Below are 19,520 nucleotides of genomic sequence, written 5' to 3' on the forward strand. Positions count from 1 at the left end.
ATCGGCGCCGCGGAAAATCTCGTCTCCTGACGGGCCGATCCGCGCTGTCGCGGACGGGCCGGCGGGGAGACCCACGAGTCCGTGCCGGCAACCGGAGCGCTGATAACGATCGTAGGGGTGAATGGTCACCGATCGGGTCACCGGGGGACAACGACATCGTGCACCGTTAGAAGATGGGCATCGGAACGGACAAGTTTCCTCGCGGGTGGATGTGGCGCCGGGACGTGGAGGGTAGAACTCTAGAGAGGAAAGCTCCGAAATCGGCGCATGCAGCATTCCTCCGAGGAAGATCACAGATGCTTGTGCCGTTGATCCGGGTTCGTAGGCCGCGAGTGCGGCTGGTGGCCGCGGGTCGCCGCCCGGACGACAGAGCGTGCGCCGCATTCGGTCCATCCCACAGTGGTGACAGTGGTCCCTCGCAGTTCGGCATGCTCGCGGGTCCGTGGCCGAGCCCGATGACGGACAACTCGTCGGGAATAGGGCACAGCCTAGGAGTACACGATGAATCAGCGAATGTTCCCGGCCGTCGACGAAGCGCTGTGGCAATGCTTCGGATCCGGCGCCGGACCCTTTTCGTGGATGCACCGGGACGCCGTCGAGGAGTTGCTCGCCGATGACGGCGGTTGGCGTCTGCGACACATCCGGCTCGCGGCAACCGAGTGGGGCAGCAGCGAATCCCCGGGCCACGTCGCGGTCATCGCCGAACATGTACTGGTCACACCCGATGGACTGCTCTACGCCGCCGAACTGGGCGAGCCGGCCCGGAAGCGATCCACCCGCCGGGTACCGGCGGGGATTCGGCGGCGGGCACTGTACTACCTGGCGACGCCGCCCCGGTTGTTCGACACGATCGTCGGCCGCGTCTCCGCGTCACCGCTGACCGCGGCGATCGCGGCGGTGGACAGTCGGCTGGGCCACGATCTCGTATTTCCGCCGCCGCTCGATACTGCACTGCGCCGGATGCTCGATACCGACCCGGTGATGCGTCTGGACCCCACTGGAACGAGGCGGCAACCATGAGTGACAAGACAGCTCGTGGGGAAGAGATCGAGAAGGAGGAGGAACGTTGCGAAGAGGAGCGGCGCCGTCTCCGATAGTGCGTCCGATCGGCGCAGGACCGGGCATCGACGACCCGGTGCCTGGGGCCCGAATCTCGACGATACCCGACGGATCGCCGACGTCGAGAGGGCACGGTGCGGAGGAAGCCGGCGATTCGGATCTGCCGGTCGAGGGTGCGGACATCCTCTACTGCGGAGGCGAGACGCTCGAACCAGGTCAGTTGATCGAGTTCGATAACGGTGGCGGCGAAAGGACCGCAGGCTCTGGGTGTTCGGTCCAAGTGAGGCCGGCCCCGGCACGCCGCAGCTGCGATGTCGCCGAGTGCTCACAGATCCGTCGGCTCACCGCCGGTGATTCCACCCATGGACTGCTCACGCTCCCGGCCGGTTCGGCTCGCGGCGGCTTTCCTCATCACCACCTGTATCCCGGGTCCTGATAACGCCATCGAATGGTTTGATGGAGGCAGGCTCGGGGTGAGGTGTGTGATCCCTCCAGAGCGCCGGCTTCCAAACGCCGGAGGATATCGACGAGTCGGCGCTTGTATGCGAGGAGCGCGAGAATTCCGGCCCCCGCCAGCGCCAACTCCTCTGAAGGCAGTCCATCGTTCTGGGACTCGGCGAGCGAAACACACGTGCGATATGGCGCTAGATAGATGGCTGCGGCCGGAAAAGTGCGCTGCACCGCGTTCTTCAAGTCGCTACCCGCCGGCCACTGCTCGGTCGAGCCCGATGTGGGGGTGTCGAGCGTGCTGCTGCCCGGAACTGAGCAGGCGATACCGATGGTTGTTATTTCGTCGTCGCCCGCGACATCGAGTAGCAGGTTGCGGCAGACGATCCACCCGTCGAGGGGCGGTGTGGGCACGCGCACCACAAGTCCGGGGAGGTCGTTATCGGTGATGCGGGCAACCGCAATTCCGTTATCGCCGACTTCCAATGCGAGCGAGTTCATTCGTTCACCGAAGGGGCTCCGAGGAGTCTTCGCCGCCGGGTGCCGATGTGCTCGGTCGTGCGACGTCGCAGCGGCACAGAATCCCAGGCGATTCGTGACCGTACTCGGAGATTGCTTCCGCTGCGGATTGCATTACGCCTCCAGAATAATTACATGTTGTAACGTATCGTAGGAGTGTCATCTCCCGGTCGTCAACCAAATGGTGCGACGATCGGGCTTCCGCTGCATTGGCGGCTACCGGCTTCGGTGCGCTCCGAGTGTCCTCGGGGAGGACAGCGATATCGCGCTCGCGCTGGTGAGCGACCCGGTTCCTACTCGGTGACCGATGTCGACCGGCTGCGACCTGCCCGCCGTTTCGATCGGCGCTGTGATCTGTTCGATGACATCATCTCGACCGGTCGGCGGCTCACGTCTCGGCCGATTGCCGGGCAATCCGGTACGTCACCGATCGGCGAGTTTCGTCAGCAAGAAGTCGCGAGCGGCCGACGATGCCTGGTCGAATCGCTCGCCGTACACCGCGAAGTGGCCACCGGGGATCAGTGTGAGTTGTTTGGGTTCCAGGGCGTCGGCGTAACTCTGTAGCGCGATATCGCTGGGGGTGAGGGTGTCGCCCTCGGCGATCACCATCATTAGGGGAGTCGGGGAAACACGGCGCAGGAACGCTTCCGGTGCGTAGCCCTGGAATTTGTCCACGCTGGAGAGTGTGACTTCGTTGCGCCACGTGGGTATCTGCGGGCCGTTTGCCATCAGCCATTCGTAGACTTCGGCGCCGGGCATCGCGACCAGTTCGGTGGGGTCGTCAGAGGCGGCTTTGATCGTCTGGTGTGGTTCGCCCGCGGCGCGGGCGAACCGGTCCGCGGCGATCGCCTGGTGGACGGTCGGGAGCATGATCGAGGGTACGAGGCGGCCGAAGGTAGCCCAGCCGTTGGTCAGTGGGACCTGGGAGACGACGGCACGCACCCGGCGGTCGGTGGCCGCGACGACCAGGACATGGGCGCCGGCGTAACTGGTGCCCCAGATACCGATCCGGTCGCCGTCTATTCCGTCGAGGGTCTGTGCGTAGGTGACCGCGTCGCGGTAGCCCTCGATCTGCGCGGCCGGATCGACCTCGAAACGCGGGGTACCGTCGGAGGTGCCGAATCCGGGGTGGTCGTAGACCAGGCAGGCGAGGCCGGCGGCGCTGAATACTTCGGCGAACGGGGCGACCCATTCCTTGACGCCGGCGAAGCCGTGGGTCATCACCACCAGCGGCACGGGATCGGTGCGGTCTTCCGGCCGGTACAGCCATCCGCGCAGGGTGACTCCGTCACTGAGGAATTCCACGTCTTCGCGCATCGACCAGCCTTTCATTACGTACCGATCCGTAATGAAATGTACCCGCGCGGATATTGTGACGTCAACCATGGAGTTGTCAGTGCTCGGTCAGGCCCACCGCGTCGAGGGCGGAGCGCACTGTGTACTGCACGAACGTCTCGTCGATGGGCCCGAGTCCGGGTACCAGTGCGCGCATGAGCATCGGCCCGGTGATGAGGTCGCACAGCCATTCGGGGTCGACTTCGACAGTGATCTCGCCTCGGGCGGCCGCGCGTTCGAGGATTGTTGCTGTGGACTGTCGGCGCGGCCGGAGAAACTGTTCTTGGAACCGGTGTGCGACCTCCGGTGTGCGACCGAGTTCCTCCAGTAGGCCGGGCACGGCTCGGCGCAGTACCGGGTCGTTGAACAGCTCGCGTTGGTGCTGCTGGATCGCGAGGAGTTCGGCTTCGATGTCGCCCAGATCCTCGGCGCCGGGCTGTAGGCCGTAGCGGTCGATCAGCATGGAGACGACGAGATCGGCGCGGCAGCTGTACCGGCGATACAGCGCGGGTCTGCTGGTCCCCGCCGCATCGGCGACAGCTTGGAAGGTGAGCGCGCCGTAGCCGCGTTCGGCTATCAGGTGCGCCGCGGCTTCGAGAAGCGCACTGTCCACTCGACTGTCGCGGGGACGGCCGGTACGAGACACGGCGGAGATGTCCGGCATGGTGTTCACCGTACCGAGAATGCATCTTCGGAGACCTCCTCCTCGGCACCTCGTCCCGAGTCGTCGGATGCTTCTCCGGCCGAACATCGGGCCTGCCCTGCACGAAGAGGGCACGGTGGCGGCCCGGCCATACGTGTTCACCTGGTCGTCGGCGGGGTGTTGCGGTTTCCGCGCGAGAGGTCGGTGGGGTCGTAGATCTGCTCGTCGTCGAGGTAGTTGGCGTAGCAGGAGTCCATCGCCGGTGATCGCAGAACTCGTGCTCGGGGGCGGACCATCCGGCAATCGTCAGGAAGGAGTGCCGGGTATTGCGGCCGTGGAAAGAGGTGGCATCCGGGCTCACCGCGGCGATCGCGCTGGCGAGATGTTCGAGGAAGATTCCGGTGAGGGCGCGGTCATGCGTCCTCCTCGGTCGAGAATCGATTCGATGACCTCGTCACTCGGTTCGTCCAGGTAATGGCTGCGAAGGTGGTAACGAGGACGCGCTTCGTGCAGTGGGATCCGCGGTCGGTGCGGTGGGCCGGACGTACACGTACCACCGATTCCGCTGTGGTTGACGTCACATTGCCGGTGAGTTACTTTCATTACAAGTCGAAATGTAATTGAAGGTGGGTCCATGTGTGACGAGGTGGAATTCTTCAGCGGCAGAGTTGCGCTTCGGGGAGGGGCGAGTGCGCGATGAGCAGACGACCCAATCCGGGACGGCGAGGTGGCGGACGCACACGTTCCGTCGGCGCGGCGACCGGGCTGACACTGCACGACCTGCAGATTGTCAGTCGCGTGCTCGGGTTCCGAAGTGTCGAGGATCTGGTCGGCAGTGAGCTGTGGCTCGGCACGTCCGGTAATCGGCCATCGAAGGCCAGCGCATCCATTCCGCCGACTCGACCTGAGCCGTTGCCATCGGCGATCGAGGGCTGGCTGTCCAGGCAGAGGCAAGGGTCCGCATCATGATCACGACATCTGCCGGCGCCCTGTGACGTCACTGCGGTGATCCCGATGCGGGCGATCATCTGTTCTACGCTGCCCACCTGTCCTTCAGTGGCGGTTCGGTAATCGCGAAGTTGGCGTAGCCGGGTTTCTCAGCGCGCGTCCAGTTGCTTGAACATCAACGTTTCGGCGAACCCCGGGTCGGAGCGCAGCTATCCGTCTCATATCCTTGCCCGGTTGCCTTCTGAGGCGAAATGTCACCTGACGAAAATGTCCCGCGGTGCGTGCGCCAGCACCGGTCTATGTCGATGCGCTGGTGGGGAATGGATTCGAGGGTGAGGGCCCGGGCTGTAGGCCGAGGATAGTCGCCTGTTTCCGGCCGACGATAGGCCGGAGGGGGCTGACTGGTTAACCCCCTCCGGCCCCAGCGAACTAGCCCTTCATGAATCGGATAAACACTCGATAGCCGCCATCGCGGGTGGGGCCCGGGAAGCAAGAAGCCGGCGCCGCGGCGGGCTTGCGGCGCTGTCCTGGTTGGATCTGCTGCTGATGGTGGTTTTCTTCGCGGGCGGTGTCGCCGGGAAGGTCTTTTTCGCCATGGGGTCGGTGGTGAGCCCCGGTCGACCAGGTCCGCGAGTACGCGGCGGTAGATCACTGCCCGGGGCGTAATCGAGGAAGGTGGCCAGGTCTGCGGCGAGAGTTTCGGCCCCGTCCGGCGAGTCCGCCCGGCCTGGTTGTCGAGGCGTGATTCGCCCGCTCGGGGTCACCGGGCGAGGGGAGTTCCTTGCGCTCTACCACAGCGTCGAGGAGGCGCTACAGGCCTGAACAGGGTATCTGCGGCCACCGGCCTGGCCCCCTGCTTTGTTCGGCTTTGCGCAGGTCGCGCGATCGGCTGCTCGGGGCAGTGGCAATACTGGGGTGGTGATCGAGGAGGCTCTATGACCGACCAGCCGAACCCCAGCCCTGCACTGCAGCGTGTGGGGGGTTTCTGGTTCTATGCCGACGGACAGCGCTGGGAGTGGTCCGACGAAGTCGCTGCCCTGCACGGCTACAGCCCCGGCGAGGTCGAAATGACCGTCGAGCTACTGCTGAAACATAAACACCCCGATGACCGGGACCAGGTCGCCGACCTGCTGTCGGCGGTCGTGGAGGCCGGCCGGCCCTACTGTTCCCGGCACCGCATCATCGATGCCGACGGCGCCGAGCACCATATTCTGGTGGTGAGCGATCAGATGCGGGACGGGTCCGGCGCCTCGATCGGCACCATGGGCTTCTACATCGATGTCTCCGACACCGCGGCCAGTATCCGCGCCCAGGTGATCGACGAGGCGATGCCCGAGATCGTGGAAGCACGGTCGGTGATCGAACAGGCCAAGGGTGCGGTGATGGTGATGTATGCGATCCCGGCCGAGAAAGCATTCGATGTGCTGGTGTGGCGGTCGCAGGAAACCAACACCAAGCTGCGGGTACTGGCCGAGAATCTCGTTACCGGCCTCACCGAGTTCGGTGGCGTGGCGGTGCAGACCCGCACCCGCTTCGACCACCTGCTGCTCACCGCGCACGAACACCGGACACGCTGATACACCGGGCCGCGTAAGAACCGGTATTCACCGCTCCAAGCGGGGGCTGGGATCGGTTCAGGTGAGGTTGCCCGAATGGTGGTTGGACATGCAACTCCGCGCTTGGTCGGAGTGAGCCGGTAGGTCTACCCGATGAGGGGCGACGCGCGGAAGGCTTGGCCATGGCTCGATACACAGCGCTATCGACACCGATATCGGCCCGATCCGGGCCGTCACGGGTCGCGGTATCCCGCTCGCGCAGCAGAGATTCCTGGCCGGCGACCACCGACCGGGGCACCCTGGCCCTGGCCTTCATCACCACAATGTTGCTGGCCGGTGCGGTCGCTGGTATATCGCACTCTGCGGTATCCGTGATCAGGTCCGTCGCCCTGATCACCGCGGGTATAGCCGTGACGCTGGTCATCCTGCGGCCATCCTGCTGCTGAGCGCCGCACCCGGAGGCGGCGCCACCCGCCCGGCCCGTGCATCAGCTCTGCGGGAATGCTGCACCGCTGGCTCTGCCGGGCCGTCTTCGATCGTCGCGTCGATCTCGCCTGCAACACGTGCGGCGAAGGCCTTGTGTCGGCTCGGACACACAGTGGATGTCGGTGCGGAAACAGACGGTGCGGGTCCGGGGCCGAAGAATTGTGGTCACTGAACAACGAGAGCCATTCGGAGGATCCCATGTCGAGATTCGGCACCCTGATCAATACGACCGCTATCGCGTTCGCCGCTGCTGCGATTGTGGGTTTGTCCGCGCCGCCGGCTGCGACGGCGGATCCGGTGCCGGCCGGGCCGGCGACGTCGGCGCAGGCGCCGGTGCGAACGCAGGGATGGCTGAACATCTACGACGGGCGGGCGCCGCACGGTGCGAATGCCGTCGAGCTCACCGCGGTCGCCGACCCGGCGGTCGGGCTGCGCGTAACCGATGGTGACGGTCGCTCGCTCTACCGGTTCGACAAGGACACCGCCACACCGTCACAGTCGAACTGCAATGGTGACTGTGCCGTCACCTGGCCGCCGCTGCTGGTGAGCCGGGGGCAAGGGCTCTATATCGTGGGTATCGACCCAGGGCGGGTCGGATTCGTCGAGCGCGCGGACGGTTCGTGCCAGATCACCATCGGCGGCTGGCCGGTTTACCACTTCTCGAAGGACCGCCGGCCCGGAGATCTGCGGGGTCAGGGTGTCGGCGGCACCTGGTTCGCAGTCGCACCCTCCGGTGGTAAGGCACTCGCGAAATAGCTTCAGCGGGCGAAGCGAACCAGCGCCACCCGGTCGACCACGGTGATCCGGCCACGAGTCAGCGCCAGGATGTTGCGTTGTTGCAGGTCGCGCAGCACCTTGTTCGTCGTGGCCCGGGTGGTACCTGCCATGGACGCGAGATCTTCCTGATTGAGCCGGATCTCGGCAGTGGGACTCGATCCGCCGTAGAGGGCAGCGAGGTCGATCAGACGTCGCACGACCCGGGTTTCGACCGGTAGATACAACGCTTCCAGCACCTGCGCGGAGAGCCGCCGTACCTGGGCGGCCAATGTGTCGATCATGACCCGGTCGATCTCCGGGTATCTCTGACGTAGTGCCGTCAGCTGTGCGCGACCGAACGCCAACGTCTCGGCACTTTCCACTGCTTCGACGGTCGCGGTCCGGCGCGAGTGGCTGTCGAGCACCGCCAGTTCACCGAACGAGTGGCCGGGGCCGAGCATGGTCAGCGTCGCGGTATCCCCGAGCGGGGTAGCTACCCGGACGATGAGCCGGCCGGATTTGATCAAATGCAGACAGTCACCGGGATCGCCTTCGTGGCAGATGATTTCCCGCCGTTTGTACCGGCGCGGTGTGCACGAGGCGAGAATTTCGCGCTGTTCCGGCTCGCTCAAGCCACGGAGTATCTCGAAATCGGTCGTCACCGTAATCCATCCAGCACATAGCAGGTCACCGGTTCGCTCCGGCCTCGGACAGTGACTGTGCCACGATTGCGTACCTGCGCGCGCGAGCCGAGGTGTGCGTAGGTCAGCGAGCCGATGACTACGGTCCCGGGCTCCGCCAGGCTCTCCAGCCGGGCGGCGAGATTCGTCGTATCACCGATCGCGGTGTAGTTACGCATCTGCGGCGCGCCGATATTGCCGACCAGCGCTGGACCGGTATTGACCCCGACCCGGAATCGCGGCCAGCCGGGATGCCGAATCGCCGTTTCGGCGACCGCTCGCTGGAGGGCGAGCCCTGCGCCGGCCGCCCGCAGTGCATGATCCGGCTGGTGGGTCGGCGCGTTGAACAGGGCCATCACCGCGTCGCCGACGAACTGGACGACGGTCCCACCGTGGTCCAGGATCGCCGGCACGATCACGCCGTAATACGTGTTCAGCATATGCACCACCGCTTCCGGGGGCGAGGACTCGGAGAACGGCGTGAATCCTGACAAGTCGGCCATCAGCACACTGACCTCGGCGATCCGGCCGCCGAGTCCGGCCTGGGCGGGGTCGGCGATCAGTGCGGTCGCTACCGTGGGCGACATATAGGACCGGAACAGCCCGTCGATCTGCCGATACAGGCGGGCATTCTCCAGCATGACCGACGTCCGGTCGGCGAACGATCGCAGCATCGCGAACTCGGTATCGCTGAAGAGTCCCCCCGCGCGCTGCGCCTCCAGTATTCCGGCACGACTTCCCTTGACGACCAGCGGGAACGCCAACGACCGTGGATCGGCGGATCCACCATCGAAAAAGGCCAGTTCGCGGCCTCGCACCAAACCCAGCCGGAATCGATCCCGCTCGAATGCCTCCGACACCAGCCGCAGTGCATCATCGAGCAGTTCCTGTTCGTCGCGGATCACATTCGACCGCTCACCGATCGCCGCCAGCAGACCCAGCCGACGGACCTGCTCCCGCTCACTACCCAGCGCGTAGGCGCCCTGCTGCAGCACCGCGACCTGGCGTTCGGTGAGCCCGAATCGCCTGGACAGCCGGACACCCACCGCTCCCAGCGGCTCGGCCGGGGCGACGCCGCCGTCGGCGCGCGCACGCAGCGCATCGACCATCTCGTTCAGGGCATGCGTGTAGTCGCGCTCCAGCCCGGCCATGGTCTGATACAAGGTGACGCTGTCGAAGAGCCCGAGAGCCGAACCCTCCCGCCGGAATTGCAGGTGCGCGCTCCCGGAGATGAGGACGAAGGCTGCCAGCATCAGCACATGCCATTCCCACCACGAGGTGTGCCAGCTGCGACTGAAACCCACAGCGAAAAGCGCCTCGGCCAGCAGTACGAAAGCGGTGAGCACGCTGAGCAGCACCACTCCGCGTCGTCGTACGTACCGGTGACCATAGCGAAACGCCGCGGCGAGGTAGCACGCTGATCCGACGAAGGCCACACCGACCAGCGGCCCCTTGGCCTCCGCCGGATCGGGTGCGTGATGCAGTGGCGGTAGCTGTGCCATCGATACCACTGCCCACGCTACGAGCAGCAGCGTCGGGAGCGCGGACAATATCCACGCGAACCGATGCAGCCGGGCGGCCGCGGCGGGCCCGAATTCCACCGCCGATACCAGGGCGGCGACACCGCCGAGTCCCAGCCCGACAGGCACCGAATAGACGAAGCCGGCGTTGGGCGTATGCAGGATCACGCCCGGCGTCGCCAATGCGTGCAGTCCCAGGAAACCCGCGCTGAACTGAAATACCAGCGACACCAGGATCAATCTGGCGTCCCGGCGCATCCGGGCGGCGCGGAACAATATCACGCCCAGGGCCATCGCGATGGCGGCGGTGGTGAGCACCAGCCAGAAGTGTGTCCCGTGGTGTTCGTAGTCCATGTCGAGTTCGGGGCGGGCTACCAGCAGCCACAATCCGAGTGCCGGCAATGCGACATGTCCCAGCCACAGCAGAACCTTGACCTTCGACACCACGCGAACGCTACCGCGCGACTCGCCCGAGAGAAACAAGTACAGCTGATCACGTCTACGCCGCTGCAGCGCCCGGTGAAATCCGCATCCGCGTATGCGACCTGCGCGAAGCAGACTCTGCTGTGCACCTACCTTTCCGCAGTGCTGCTGGTCGGGCTGCTGCTCAACAGCCTGTTCGAGTGGTGTCGTGGGCCGACGCGATCGCACTCGGGGAGGGCTGGAGTGCGACATCTGCTGTCCTGTGCCGGTCGCGTCAGGGGGAGCCTCCCCGCCCGTCGGCGTGGTAGAGCGACTGCGGCTGCTTCGCTGCGGCCGGGATCACCGTCTAGGCGGTGGCCAACGCAGCTCTGGGCTACCCTGCCGCTAATAAATAATAATTTAGTATTGACACCTCGGGGTGTGGTGGGCGACTCTGATCGAAGCGAAGTTGCCCAGGCGAGACATCGAGGTCACATGCAGGTTAAGAGGAAATGGGGAGCCATCCTCGGTGCGGTGCTGATCGCCGCGACCGTCGCGGGCTGCGCGGGCAAGGTTGGCGAGAATGGCCGTGTCGGGGTCGTCTACCTGAACGCCGAGGGGTACTACGCAGGTGTCGCGAGAGGCCTGAACGGGACGTTCTCCGAGATGTCGGACGCGCCGCAGCTGCTGGCGTCCAACATCCAGTCGGACGCGTCCAAGGAGAGCACGTTCGTCGACACGGTCGTCTCGGTGAAGGCCGACGCGCTGATCATCTCGCCCGCCTCCGCTACCGCCTCCGTCCCCGCGCTGCGGCTCGCGCACGACGGCGGCGTCCCGATCATCTGCTACAACACCTGCGTCGAGGACGATGCCGCCCGGGACCTGGTGTCCGCCTACGTGCTCGGCGACCCCAAGGAGTTCGGTGCGGCTTCGGGACGCCAGATGGCGGCATACTTCCAGCAACAGGGCATTACCGCACCGAAGGTCGCGGTGATCAACTGCGAACAGTTCGAGGTGTGCATCCAGCGCCGGATCGGGTTCGAGGAAGCGCTCACCGCAGCGGCTCCGGGTGCCACCATCGTGGCCAATCAGCAGGGACTGACCCTCGATGACGCGGTCCAGCGCGCCGAACAGATCCTCACGGCCCGGCCCGATGTCGACGCCTTCTACGGGGAGGCCGGCTCGCAGATGATCGGCGCGGCACGCGCTGTTCAGGCCCGCGGCAAGGCCGGTGCCGTGGTGGTGTTCGGCGGCGATATGTCGACACAGGCGGCCGGGATGTTGCGGGACGGCACCATCCTCAAGGGCGTCACCGACATCTCCGGCATCAAGGTCGGCGAACTGGCGGGCCGCGCGGCCGTCGATGTCATCGACGGCAACCCGCCCGCCGAGTTCGTGATCCCGGCCCCGGTCGACGAGTACGTCGGAGCACAGGCCGCCGCGGACTGGATCGCGACGCATCCGGACGGAATCCCGTGACCACCGCACCCGCCGCGAACCCGCACCACCCCCGGAAGGACACCATGGATCACCGCGCGGACGATCCCGCCGTTGTCGTCGAGATCGAGGGATTGACCAAGCATTACGCCGGCGTACAAGCGCTGACCGATGCCTCCGTGACCATACGCGCCGGCGAGGTGCGGGCACTGCTCGGCCGCAACGGTGCGGGTAAGTCGACGATGATTCGACTGCTCGCGGGTGTCGAAACCCCCGACCGGGGGACCATTCGTGTCGGCGGCGAACTGCTCGGCGACGGCGGCGTCCGGCGGTCGACCGCGCTGGGCATCGAGACCGTTCACCAGGAATTGAGCCTGGTCCCGGAACTGACCGTCGCGGAGAACATGTTCCTCGGCGTCTGGCCCCGCACCGCCGGTCGTGTCGATTACGACGCCATGCGCCGCGAAACCGCCGCCGTGCTCGAGAAACTCGCGCTCGATATCGACCCGCTCAGCCGGGTCGAGTCGCTCCCACTCGCCGAACAGCAGCTCGTCGAGATCTGCCGTGCCGTCCGGCGGCAACCCCGGCTGCTCATCCTCGACGAGCCGACCAGCGCGCTGGCCGCCGCCGAGGTCCAGGCTGTCCTGACGACCGTGAACCAGATCGCGGCGGCCGGGGTCGCCGTTGTGTACGTCAGTCACCGCCTCGACGAGATCCGGCAGGTTGCCTCGACCGCGACCGTCATGCGCGACGGCCGGGTCGTCGAAACCGTTTCACTCGAGGACGTCGGCACCGCCCATGTCGTGGGGCTGATGGTCGGCTCGGTCGAGTCGGCTGTGGAGGAACGCGCCGAGCGCGTCGTGGACCGCTCCGGGACGCCGCTGCTCTCCGTGCGGAACCTGGTGCTGGCGCCGGTGATTCGCGAGGTGTCGTTCGACGTGCACCCGGGTGAAGTGCTCGGGATCGCCGGCCTGATGGGCTCCGGTCGCAGCGAACTGCTCCGCGCCGTCGCGGGATTCCATCCGATCTCATCCGGGTCCGTCGCGGTGGCCGGGACCGAGGTCCGCGGCGTCAGCGCGGCCCGGATGAAGGCGTTGGGAGTCGGTATGACACCCGAGGACCGCAAAGGCGCGGGCATCGTGCCGATGCTCGGTGTCGACGAAAACATGGTCATATCGGACTATCGGGCGGTCAGCTCCGGACCGACCATCATGTATCGCCGCTTCCGCGACGTCGCCGCAGGCCTGATCTCGCGGCTGTCGATCGCGACCGCCCGCGCGGAGACACCGATCGTCAACCTCAGTGGTGGCAACCAGCAGAAGGCGGTCATCGGTCGCTGGTTGCACGCGGGCAGCCGGATTCTCCTGCTCGACGAACCCACCCGCGGCGTAGACGTCGCCGCGAAGTCCCAGATCTACCGTCTCGTCAGGGAACTCGCCGACGGTGGTACCGCCGTCGTGTTCGTCTCGGGCGAACTCGAGGAGCTGCCCCTGGTCTGTGACCGGGTGATCGCTCTGCGCGGCGGCGAGATCGCCGAGGAGCTGACCGGCTCCGATATCACCATCGCCGCCGTCCTCGCCGCCGCGATGGCGGCCTGACCACCACGAAGCCAAGACGAGAAGAGGACCCCGTGGTCATCACCAAGAACAGTCTCCAGCCGGGTGATTCCCGCACCGCGCGCGGCTGGCTGGGCTCGCGTAGCCATCAGCTCAACGAAATCGGCCTCGTGGTGGCGATCGCGGCACTCTACGTGGTGCTCGGTCTGACCGCGTCGGGCTTCATGGACGGCTCGAACCAGCTGGGTATCCTGCGCGACGCCGCGACGATCGGCATCGCCGCCTGGGGCGTGACGCTGGTGATCATCGCAGGCGATATCGACATCAGCATCGGCCCGGCCGTCGCGTTCGCTTCGGTGCTGGTCGCGATGGGCAGCGCCCAATGGGGATTCGGGGTGTTCGGTGCCGTGCTCCTGACCCTCGTGCTCGGTGCGGCGTGGGGCGCGCTGGCCGGCTGGCTGCGCGCCACCTTCAATGTGCCCTCCTTCATCGCCACCCTCGGCTTGTGGAGCGTCCTCGGCGGTCTCGGCCTCTATCTCACCGACGCCCTGCCCGTAGTACTCCCCGAGAGCGGCCTGTTCGACCTACTGGGTGGTTCCGTGCTCGGTATCCCCACATCCGCAGTGGTGATGCTGATCCTGTTCGCCGTGTTCGTCTACATCGCCAAGTTCACCGCGTACGGTCGCTCGGTGTACGCGATCGGTGGCAACGCGGCGGCCGCCCAATTGGCCGGTATCAACCTCACCAAGGTGCGCATCCTGCTGTTCGCCACAACCGGCCTGCTCTCCGCGATCACCGGAGTGCTCCTCGCCTCCCGCCTCGGCGCGGGATCGGGCAGCGCGGGTGCCGGACTCGAGTTCGACATCATCGCGGCCGTCGTCATCGGTGGGGCCGCACTCGCCGGCGGTCGGGGCACGATGCTCGGCACCCTGCTCGGCGTCGTCTTCATCACCGTGATCGGCAACGGGCTGGTCCTGCTCGGGGTGAACTCGTTCCTGCAGGACGTCATTCGTGGCGTGATCATCGTCGGCGCCGTCCTGATCAACTCGCTCGTCGTCCGCCGGGGCGGCGCGGCCACCCGCACCGCATGACCGGCTCCCGCATCTGTACCTGTTCCGTACCGTCGTTCACCGCTCGGTCCTGACCCGGCCGCGCACAGGAGGAATCGTGACCACCACCGAGCCGGGCACCCGGACCGTTCCCGAGACGATGCCGGGCATCTACCTTCCCGGCAACTCCACCACCGAGATGCGGCAGGTCCCCGTGCCCACGCCCGGTCCGGGACAACTGCTCGTCGAGGTCGGCGCCGCCGGCATCTGCGGTACCGATATCAGCTACATCTACCGTGAGTACAAGACGCACCGTGGTATCGACGGCCCCGCCTACCGCGGCGTCGTCTCCGGCCACGAGCCGTCCGGTCGTGTCGTCGCCGCCGGACCCGGCTGCGCTCGTTTCGGCGCCGGTGACCGGGTCATCGTCTACCACATCGCCGGGTGCGGCCTCTGCGACAACTGCCGCCGCGGCTTCTACATCAGCTGCACCTCACCGTCCCGGGAGTCCTACGGCTGGCAGCGCGACGGCGGCAACGCCCGGTACGTTCTGGCCGAGGAACGCACCTGTGTGCCGCTGCCCGAGGAACTGTCCTATGTCGACGGTGCGCTCATCGCCTGCGGGTTCGGCACGGCCTACGAGGGACTGCGCCGCATCCGCGTCAGCGGGGAAGGTGACCTGCTGGTCGTCGGCCTCGGACCCGTCGGCCTCGCGGCCGGCATGATCGGCCGCGGTATGGGTGCCCGCCGCGTCATCGGCGTCGAACCGTCCGACGTGCGCCGGGAGTGGGCCGGCTCGCTCGGTATCTTCGATGCCACCGTCGCACCGGACGAGGCGGACGCCGAACTCGACCGACTCACCGGCGGGGCGGGTTTCGCCTTCACCATCGACGCGTCCGGATCGGCGCCCGGCCGGTCCACCGCGGTAGAGCACGCGGCCGAGTGGGGTCATGTCTCGTTCATCGGCGAGGGCGGCCGCTTCGACAGCGAGGTCTCGGACACGCTGCTGCACAAGCAGTTGACGCTGCACGCGTCGTGGGTGACATCCCTGCAGGCAATGTCGGAGCTGGCCACCAACCTGGTCGCGTGGGACCTGCGGCCCGAGGCCGTGGTCAGCGACCGGTTCACCCTCGACGAGGCGGACCAGGCCTTCGCGCTCGCCGCGGGTGGTAGCCGCGGCAAGGTCGTCTTCGTCTCGGATTCATTGCAGTGACGTCGCGGCAGCCCTCCACCGGAACCCTCGTCGAGATCGATGAGGGATCCGGGCGTCGTCCCGATATCGTATGGCTCGACAACGCGGTGTTGCGGCTCGGGTTCGTCGCCGAGCTGGGCGGACGGCTGCTCTCGGTGCAATTGCGCGGCCGGGAAACCCTGTGGCGTAACACCGAACTGCTGGACCAGAACCTGCACCCGGTGCCGCCGCACGTGCCCGCGCCGGTGTCGGGGCCGATGAGCGTGTGGAACAACTACGGCGGTGACAAGACCTGGCCCGCGCCGCAGGGATGGTCCGGCCCGGCCGAGTGGGCGGGCCCGCCGGATCCGGTACTGGACTCCGGCCGGTACGACCGGCGGGTGGAGCGCACCTCCGGGGCGGTGACCGTGACGATGACCAGCGGACACGATCCGCGCACCGGCCTGACCCTGACCCGGGCAGTCACGCTGCGGGACGGGCAGAGTGGATACGACGTGCGTCTCGAAGCCCGCAACACATCCGCGAAGCCGGTGCGGTGGGCGCTGTGGAACGTCACCCAGCGCGCCGCCGGCGCCCCCGGCAGCGGTGGTGTGTACGTCGGTGTCACCGACGGCGACCACCGGGCGGTGCCGCTCGCGGTCGGCACCGGAGCGCCCCGGCACGAGGTCCTCGGCACCGAACGGGTTCTGGTACCGCACCAGGATGTCGTCGGCAAGGTCGGATTCCCCGGGGCAAGTGGATGGCTGGCACACGGAGCGCACGGCGTCACCACCACCCAGACCTTCACGGTCGATCCGCACGGCGATTACCCGGACGGGGGATCCCGCGTGGAGGTGTGGATGGAACACCCGCTGAGCGAACCGATCGAGCATCTCGGCGGTCTGCACCCGCGGGCGCGGATCGTAGAGATCGAACTCCTCGGCCCGTCGACGACGCTGGCGCCGGGCGAACACACCGCACTCGGGTACCGATGCGCGATTGCCGCCGGGGAGGGTGAGGTCCGCGCCGTCACCCCGGCCGGGCACTGGGAGAGCGACGCCCGGTTCGCCGCGTACGTCAGCGGCGACCTCCTGGCCGGCGGCGGCGTCGTCGGCGCCGTGCGTGCCGGTGCGGCGATCACCCTGGACAGCACTCTGCTCGGGCGCCCGATCATGCTGCGCGAGAACGGGACCGGAGCCGAACACGACCTCGGTGCCGCGCCCGGCACCGGCCGGCCACACGACCGGAAGGAGGAGCTGTGACCGCAGGACCCGATACCGGCACGGTGCTGATCACCGGCGCCGCCCGGGGGATCGGTGCCGCGACCGCGCGGCGCATGGCGACCTCCGGATGGTCGGTTGTGCTGTTCGACCGTGACGAGACGGTCGGCGAGACGGCCGCGTCGATCGAATCCGCGGGCGGCCGGGCACTGGCCTGCCACGGCGATGTGACCTCGGAATCCGACTGGGCGACAGCGATCGAACGCACGCACGCGACGTTCGGTCCCATCGACTCGCTCGTCTGCAACGCGCTGGCCACCGATCACACCCCGCTGCACGAGATGGCGCTCGCGTCGTGGCAGCGGCAGCTGGACGTCAACCTCACCGGTACCTTCCACGGGGTCCGGGCGTGCCTGCCCGACTTGCGTCGCGACCGGCACGGCGCGATCGTCATCGTCTCGTCCGTCCATGCCGGCTTCGGGCTACCCGGGGTGCCCGCCTACGCGGCGACGAAGGCCGGGCTGACCGGTCTGACCCGGCAGCTGGCCACCGAATACGGCGGTGAGGTCCGGGTGAATTGTGTGCTGCCCGGGCCCATCCTGACATCGCAGTGGGACGGGATCGACGAGGAGGATCGCGCCGCGAGCGCTGCAGAGACGGTGATCGGACGGCTCGGTGACCCCGATGAGGTGGCGGGTCCCATCGAGTTCCTGCTCGGTGCGTCCGCGTCCTTCGTCACCGGCGCCACCCTCACCGTCGACGGCGGATGGAGCATCACCAAGAATTCGTCCTGACCGCATCCACGAGGGGTGTGACAGCTGATGCACGGAGAGTGGGGTCGACGAAAAAAGATGACAGGCTATGCGGGACGCGGGGTACACGGTTCGACGGTGGAACTGCTCGGTTCCCAAATCGTGGACGGCACGATAGCGCCCGGCGAGGTTCTCGATCTGCGGGAGATCGGCTCGCGGATGGATCTGTCGCTGACCGCGCTGCGTGAGGCGATCAAGGTGCTCGCGGCCAAGGGACTGGTCGATTCCCGTCAGCGCCGCGGGACGTTCGTCCGGCAACGGGCCGAGTGGAACGTGCTCGACCCGGACGTGATCCGCTGGCGGCACTCCGCCGGTGACGCATCCGCGATGCTGGACGAACTCGCCGAGGTGCGGGCGATCATCGAACCGTCCGCCGCGGGACTGGCCGCGCTGCGCCGTACCGACGAGGACCTCGCCGACTTCGAGAAGTGCCTTACCGATATGGCCGCCGCCGCGACGGGAACCGCGGAGCAGGCCGCCGCCGCGGACCTGGCTTGGCACGGACTGCTGTTGCGGGCCGCGCACAACGAAATGCTGGCCAGTATGAACGTGCTCATCAAACCGGCGCTGATGGTCCGGGATTCCCTCGTGCACAACCACACCACCGACGACCCGGTGCCGATTCACCGTGCAGTCGTCGACGCCATCCGGGCGGGCGATCCCACGGCCGCGGTGGCGTCGACCCGCGCACTGCTCGACAAGTCCGTAGCCGACCTGTCGCATGTACTCCAGCTCCTCGACAGTAAGGAATCAGGGTGAAGATCACCGCGATCGATACATTCGCAGTCGCGCCACGATGGCTGTTCTGCCGTATCGACACCGATGCCGGAATTGTGGGCTGGGGCGAGCCGGTGGTCGAGGGCCGGTCCGATACGGTTCGCGCCGCGGTCCACGAACTCGCCGAACTGCTCATCGGGAAGGATCCGCGCACCGTCGAAGCGCACTGGCAGGTCCTGACCAAGGGCGGCTTCTACCGCGGCGGCCCGGTGCTTTCCAGCGCCGTCGCCGGAATCGACCAGGCGCTGTGGGACATCCTCGGTAAGTCGCTGGGCGCCCCGGTGCACCACCTACTCGGCGGAGCGGTACGCGACCGGGTCCGCGTGTACGGGTGGGTCGGCGGCGACGAACCGGACGAGGTCGCCGACGCCGCCCGCGCCCAGATCGAGGCCGGTCTCACAGCGCTGAAGATGAATGCGTGCGGACGGTTCGGCCGGATGGCGACGTCTGCAGAACTGGACGGCGTCGTCGAGCGCGTCGGCAAGGTCCGGGATGCGATCGGCGACCGGTTCGATATCGCGATCGACTTCCACGGTCGTATCGGGGTCGCGGACGCGCGCCGGCTCGTGTCGATGCTCGAGCCGATGCGTCCGCTGTTCGTCGAGGAGCCGGTCCTGCCGGAACTGGGCCACCGGTTGCGGGACGTGGTGGAGTCGACGACCGTGCCGATCGCGACGGGCGAACGCCTGTTCTCCCGAACCGAATTCCTGCCCGTGCTCGAGTCGGGCGTCGCGATCGTGCAACCGGACCTCTCGCACGCCGGCGGCATCTCAGAAGTCCGGCGCATCGCGTCCCTGGCGGAAACCTTCGGTGCGCTGCTCGCCCCGCACTGCCCGCTCGGCCCGCTGGCGTTGGCGGCCAGCCTGCAGGTCGCGCTCGCGACCCCGAACTTCCTGCTGCAGGAACAGTCTATCGGCATCCACTACAACGAGGGCAGTGCCGAGCTACTCGACTACGTTCTCGACTGCTCCCCACTGCAGTTCGTCGACGGGCACATCGAGCGATGGGAGGCACCGGGGCTCGGGGTCGAGATCGACGAGGACGCGGTCCGCGCGGCCGACGCGGTCGCCACCAGCTGGCACGGGCCGATCTGGCACCACCCCGACGGGTCGTTCGCCGAATGGTGATCCCATTCGGCGACCACCGG

17 protein-coding genes and 1 pseudogene are annotated in these 19,520 nt (G+C 67.0%); 12 read left to right on the forward strand and 6 right to left on the reverse strand.

The window, feature by feature from the left end; genetic code table 11:
- Window positions 1-501 precede the first annotated feature (501 nt).
- Window positions 502-1,020, forward strand: coding sequence for a glucose-6-phosphate dehydrogenase (locus IG75_RS0101590; protein ID WP_156058576.1), 519 nt, complete (start codon window positions 502-504; stop codon window positions 1,018-1,020).
- 450 nt (window positions 1,021-1,470) lie between these two features.
- Here the strand turns inward: IG75_RS0101590 and IG75_RS0101600 are convergent, their stop codons facing one another.
- The 4 genes from IG75_RS0101600 to IG75_RS38870 all read right to left on the reverse strand — a co-directional run bounded on the left by IG75_RS0101600 (window position 1,471) and on the right by IG75_RS38870 (window position 4,299).
- The gene (locus tag IG75_RS0101600; protein WP_030519313.1) at window positions 1,471-2,007 is read right to left on the reverse strand and encodes a hypothetical protein; all 537 of its coding nucleotides are present in this window, start codon (window positions 2,005-2,007) and stop codon (window positions 1,471-1,473) included.
- Window positions 2,008-2,448: 441 nt separating this feature from the next.
- Window positions 2,449-3,342 (reverse strand): alpha/beta hydrolase, encoded by an 894-nt coding sequence (locus IG75_RS0101605; RefSeq protein WP_030519314.1) that lies wholly within the window; start codon window positions 3,340-3,342, stop codon window positions 2,449-2,451.
- A 76-nt stretch (window positions 3,343-3,418) separates the two neighbouring features.
- Window positions 3,419-4,024, reverse strand: a complete 606-nt coding sequence (locus IG75_RS0101610; protein ID WP_162183765.1) for a TetR/AcrR family transcriptional regulator — start codon at window positions 4,022-4,024, stop codon at window positions 3,419-3,421.
- A 137-nt stretch (window positions 4,025-4,161) separates the two neighbouring features.
- Complete coding sequence (locus tag IG75_RS38870; RefSeq protein ID WP_156058578.1) at window positions 4,162-4,299, reverse strand: hypothetical protein; 138 nt, start codon at window positions 4,297-4,299, stop codon at window positions 4,162-4,164.
- 1,587 nt (window positions 4,300-5,886) lie between these two features.
- Between IG75_RS38870 and IG75_RS0101625 the strand changes: the two genes are divergently transcribed.
- Both IG75_RS0101625 and IG75_RS0101630 read left to right on the forward strand, forming a co-directional pair.
- Complete coding sequence (locus tag IG75_RS0101625) at window positions 5,887-6,528, forward strand: PAS and ANTAR domain-containing protein (protein ID WP_051714096.1); 642 nt, start codon at window positions 5,887-5,889, stop codon at window positions 6,526-6,528.
- A gap of 663 nt (window positions 6,529-7,191) precedes the next feature.
- Window positions 7,192-7,749, forward strand: coding sequence for a hypothetical protein (locus IG75_RS0101630; RefSeq protein WP_030519317.1), 558 nt, complete (start codon window positions 7,192-7,194; stop codon window positions 7,747-7,749).
- 2 nt (window positions 7,750-7,751) lie between these two features.
- On the opposite strand, the gene IG75_RS0101635 is transcribed toward IG75_RS0101630, so the two are convergent.
- Entirely contained in the window at window positions 7,752-8,381 is a 630-nt protein-coding gene (locus IG75_RS0101635) for a Crp/Fnr family transcriptional regulator (protein ID WP_245713127.1), read from the reverse strand.
- Between the two features lie 26 nt (window positions 8,382-8,407).
- Window positions 8,408-10,393 (reverse strand): adenylate/guanylate cyclase domain-containing protein, encoded by a 1,986-nt coding sequence (locus tag IG75_RS37145; protein WP_162183766.1) that lies wholly within the window; start codon window positions 10,391-10,393, stop codon window positions 8,408-8,410.
- 69 nt (window positions 10,394-10,462) lie between these two features.
- On the opposite strand from IG75_RS37145, the pseudogene IG75_RS40050 reads away from it, so the two are divergent.
- The 9 genes and pseudogenes from IG75_RS40050 to dgoD form a co-directional block, all read left to right on the forward strand.
- Window positions 10,463-10,760, forward strand: a pseudogene (locus IG75_RS40050) (hypothetical protein); the annotation flags it as partial.
- Between the two features lie 86 nt (window positions 10,761-10,846).
- On the forward strand, window positions 10,847-11,830 hold the full coding sequence (locus IG75_RS0101645; protein ID WP_051714099.1) for a substrate-binding domain-containing protein: 984 nt from the start codon (window positions 10,847-10,849) through the stop codon (window positions 11,828-11,830).
- Window positions 11,827-13,386: a sugar ABC transporter ATP-binding protein gene (locus IG75_RS0101650; protein WP_245713126.1), complete on the forward strand. Its 1,560-nt coding sequence runs from the start codon at window positions 11,827-11,829 to the stop codon at window positions 13,384-13,386. Before IG75_RS0101645 ends, IG75_RS0101650 begins: the two co-directional genes overlap by 4 nt.
- A 32-nt stretch (window positions 13,387-13,418) precedes the next feature.
- Entirely contained in the window at window positions 13,419-14,435 is a 1,017-nt protein-coding gene (locus IG75_RS0101655; RefSeq protein WP_245713125.1) for an ABC transporter permease, read from the forward strand.
- Window positions 14,436-14,511: 76 nt separating this feature from the next.
- Window positions 14,512-15,606, forward strand: a complete 1,095-nt coding sequence (locus IG75_RS0101660) for a zinc-dependent alcohol dehydrogenase family protein (RefSeq protein ID WP_030519323.1) — start codon at window positions 14,512-14,514, stop codon at window positions 15,604-15,606.
- Window positions 15,603-16,826, forward strand: a complete 1,224-nt coding sequence (locus tag IG75_RS0101665; RefSeq protein WP_063834078.1) for a DUF4380 domain-containing protein — start codon at window positions 15,603-15,605, stop codon at window positions 16,824-16,826. The genes IG75_RS0101660 and IG75_RS0101665 overlap by 4 nt, the downstream gene beginning before the upstream one ends.
- On the forward strand, window positions 16,823-17,578 hold the full coding sequence (locus IG75_RS0101670; protein WP_030519325.1) for an SDR family NAD(P)-dependent oxidoreductase: 756 nt from the start codon (window positions 16,823-16,825) through the stop codon (window positions 17,576-17,578). Before IG75_RS0101665 ends, IG75_RS0101670 begins: the two co-directional genes overlap by 4 nt.
- A 57-nt stretch (window positions 17,579-17,635) precedes the next feature.
- Window positions 17,636-18,355 (forward strand): FadR/GntR family transcriptional regulator, encoded by a 720-nt coding sequence (locus IG75_RS0101675; protein WP_030519326.1) that lies wholly within the window; start codon window positions 17,636-17,638, stop codon window positions 18,353-18,355.
- Window positions 18,352-19,500 carry a galactonate dehydratase gene (dgoD, locus tag IG75_RS0101680; RefSeq protein ID WP_030519327.1) on the forward strand — a complete coding sequence of 383 codons (1,149 nt, stop codon included), beginning with the start codon at window positions 18,352-18,354 and terminating at the stop codon, window positions 19,498-19,500. Before IG75_RS0101675 ends, dgoD begins: the two co-directional genes overlap by 4 nt.
- The last annotated feature ends 20 nt before the right edge of the window (window positions 19,501-19,520 follow it).

The organism is Nocardia rhamnosiphila NBRC 108938 (genome assembly GCF_000720425.1).
GTDB classification, from domain to species: Bacteria; Actinomycetota; Actinomycetes; order Mycobacteriales; family Mycobacteriaceae; genus Nocardia; species Nocardia rhamnosiphila.

Excerpts from the sequence above, each read along its gene's own strand:
- IG75_RS0101625 (WP_051714096.1), top strand. The coding sequence starts at position 5,887 with ATGACCGACCAGCCGAACCCCAGCCCTGCACTGCAGCGTGTGGGGGGT.
- IG75_RS0101675 (WP_030519326.1), top strand. The coding sequence starts at position 17,636 with ATGACAGGCTATGCGGGACGCGGGGTACACGGTTCGACGGTGGAACTG.
- IG75_RS0101605 (WP_030519314.1), bottom strand. The coding sequence starts at position 3,342 with ATGCGCGAAGACGTGGAATTCCTCAGTGACGGAGTCACCCTGCGCGGA.
- IG75_RS0101645 (WP_051714099.1), top strand. The coding sequence starts at position 10,847 with ATGCAGGTTAAGAGGAAATGGGGAGCCATCCTCGGTGCGGTGCTGATC.
- IG75_RS0101610 (WP_162183765.1), bottom strand. The coding sequence starts at position 4,024 with ATGCCGGACATCTCCGCCGTGTCTCGTACCGGCCGTCCCCGCGACAGT.
- IG75_RS0101600 (WP_030519313.1), bottom strand. The coding sequence starts at position 2,007 with ATGAACTCGCTCGCATTGGAAGTCGGCGATAACGGAATTGCGGTTGCC.
- IG75_RS0101630 (WP_030519317.1), top strand. The coding sequence starts at position 7,192 with ATGTCGAGATTCGGCACCCTGATCAATACGACCGCTATCGCGTTCGCC.
- IG75_RS0101590 (WP_156058576.1), top strand. The coding sequence starts at position 502 with ATGAATCAGCGAATGTTCCCGGCCGTCGACGAAGCGCTGTGGCAATGC.
- IG75_RS38870 (WP_156058578.1), bottom strand. The coding sequence starts at position 4,299 with ATGGTCCGCCCCCGAGCACGAGTTCTGCGATCACCGGCGATGGACTCC.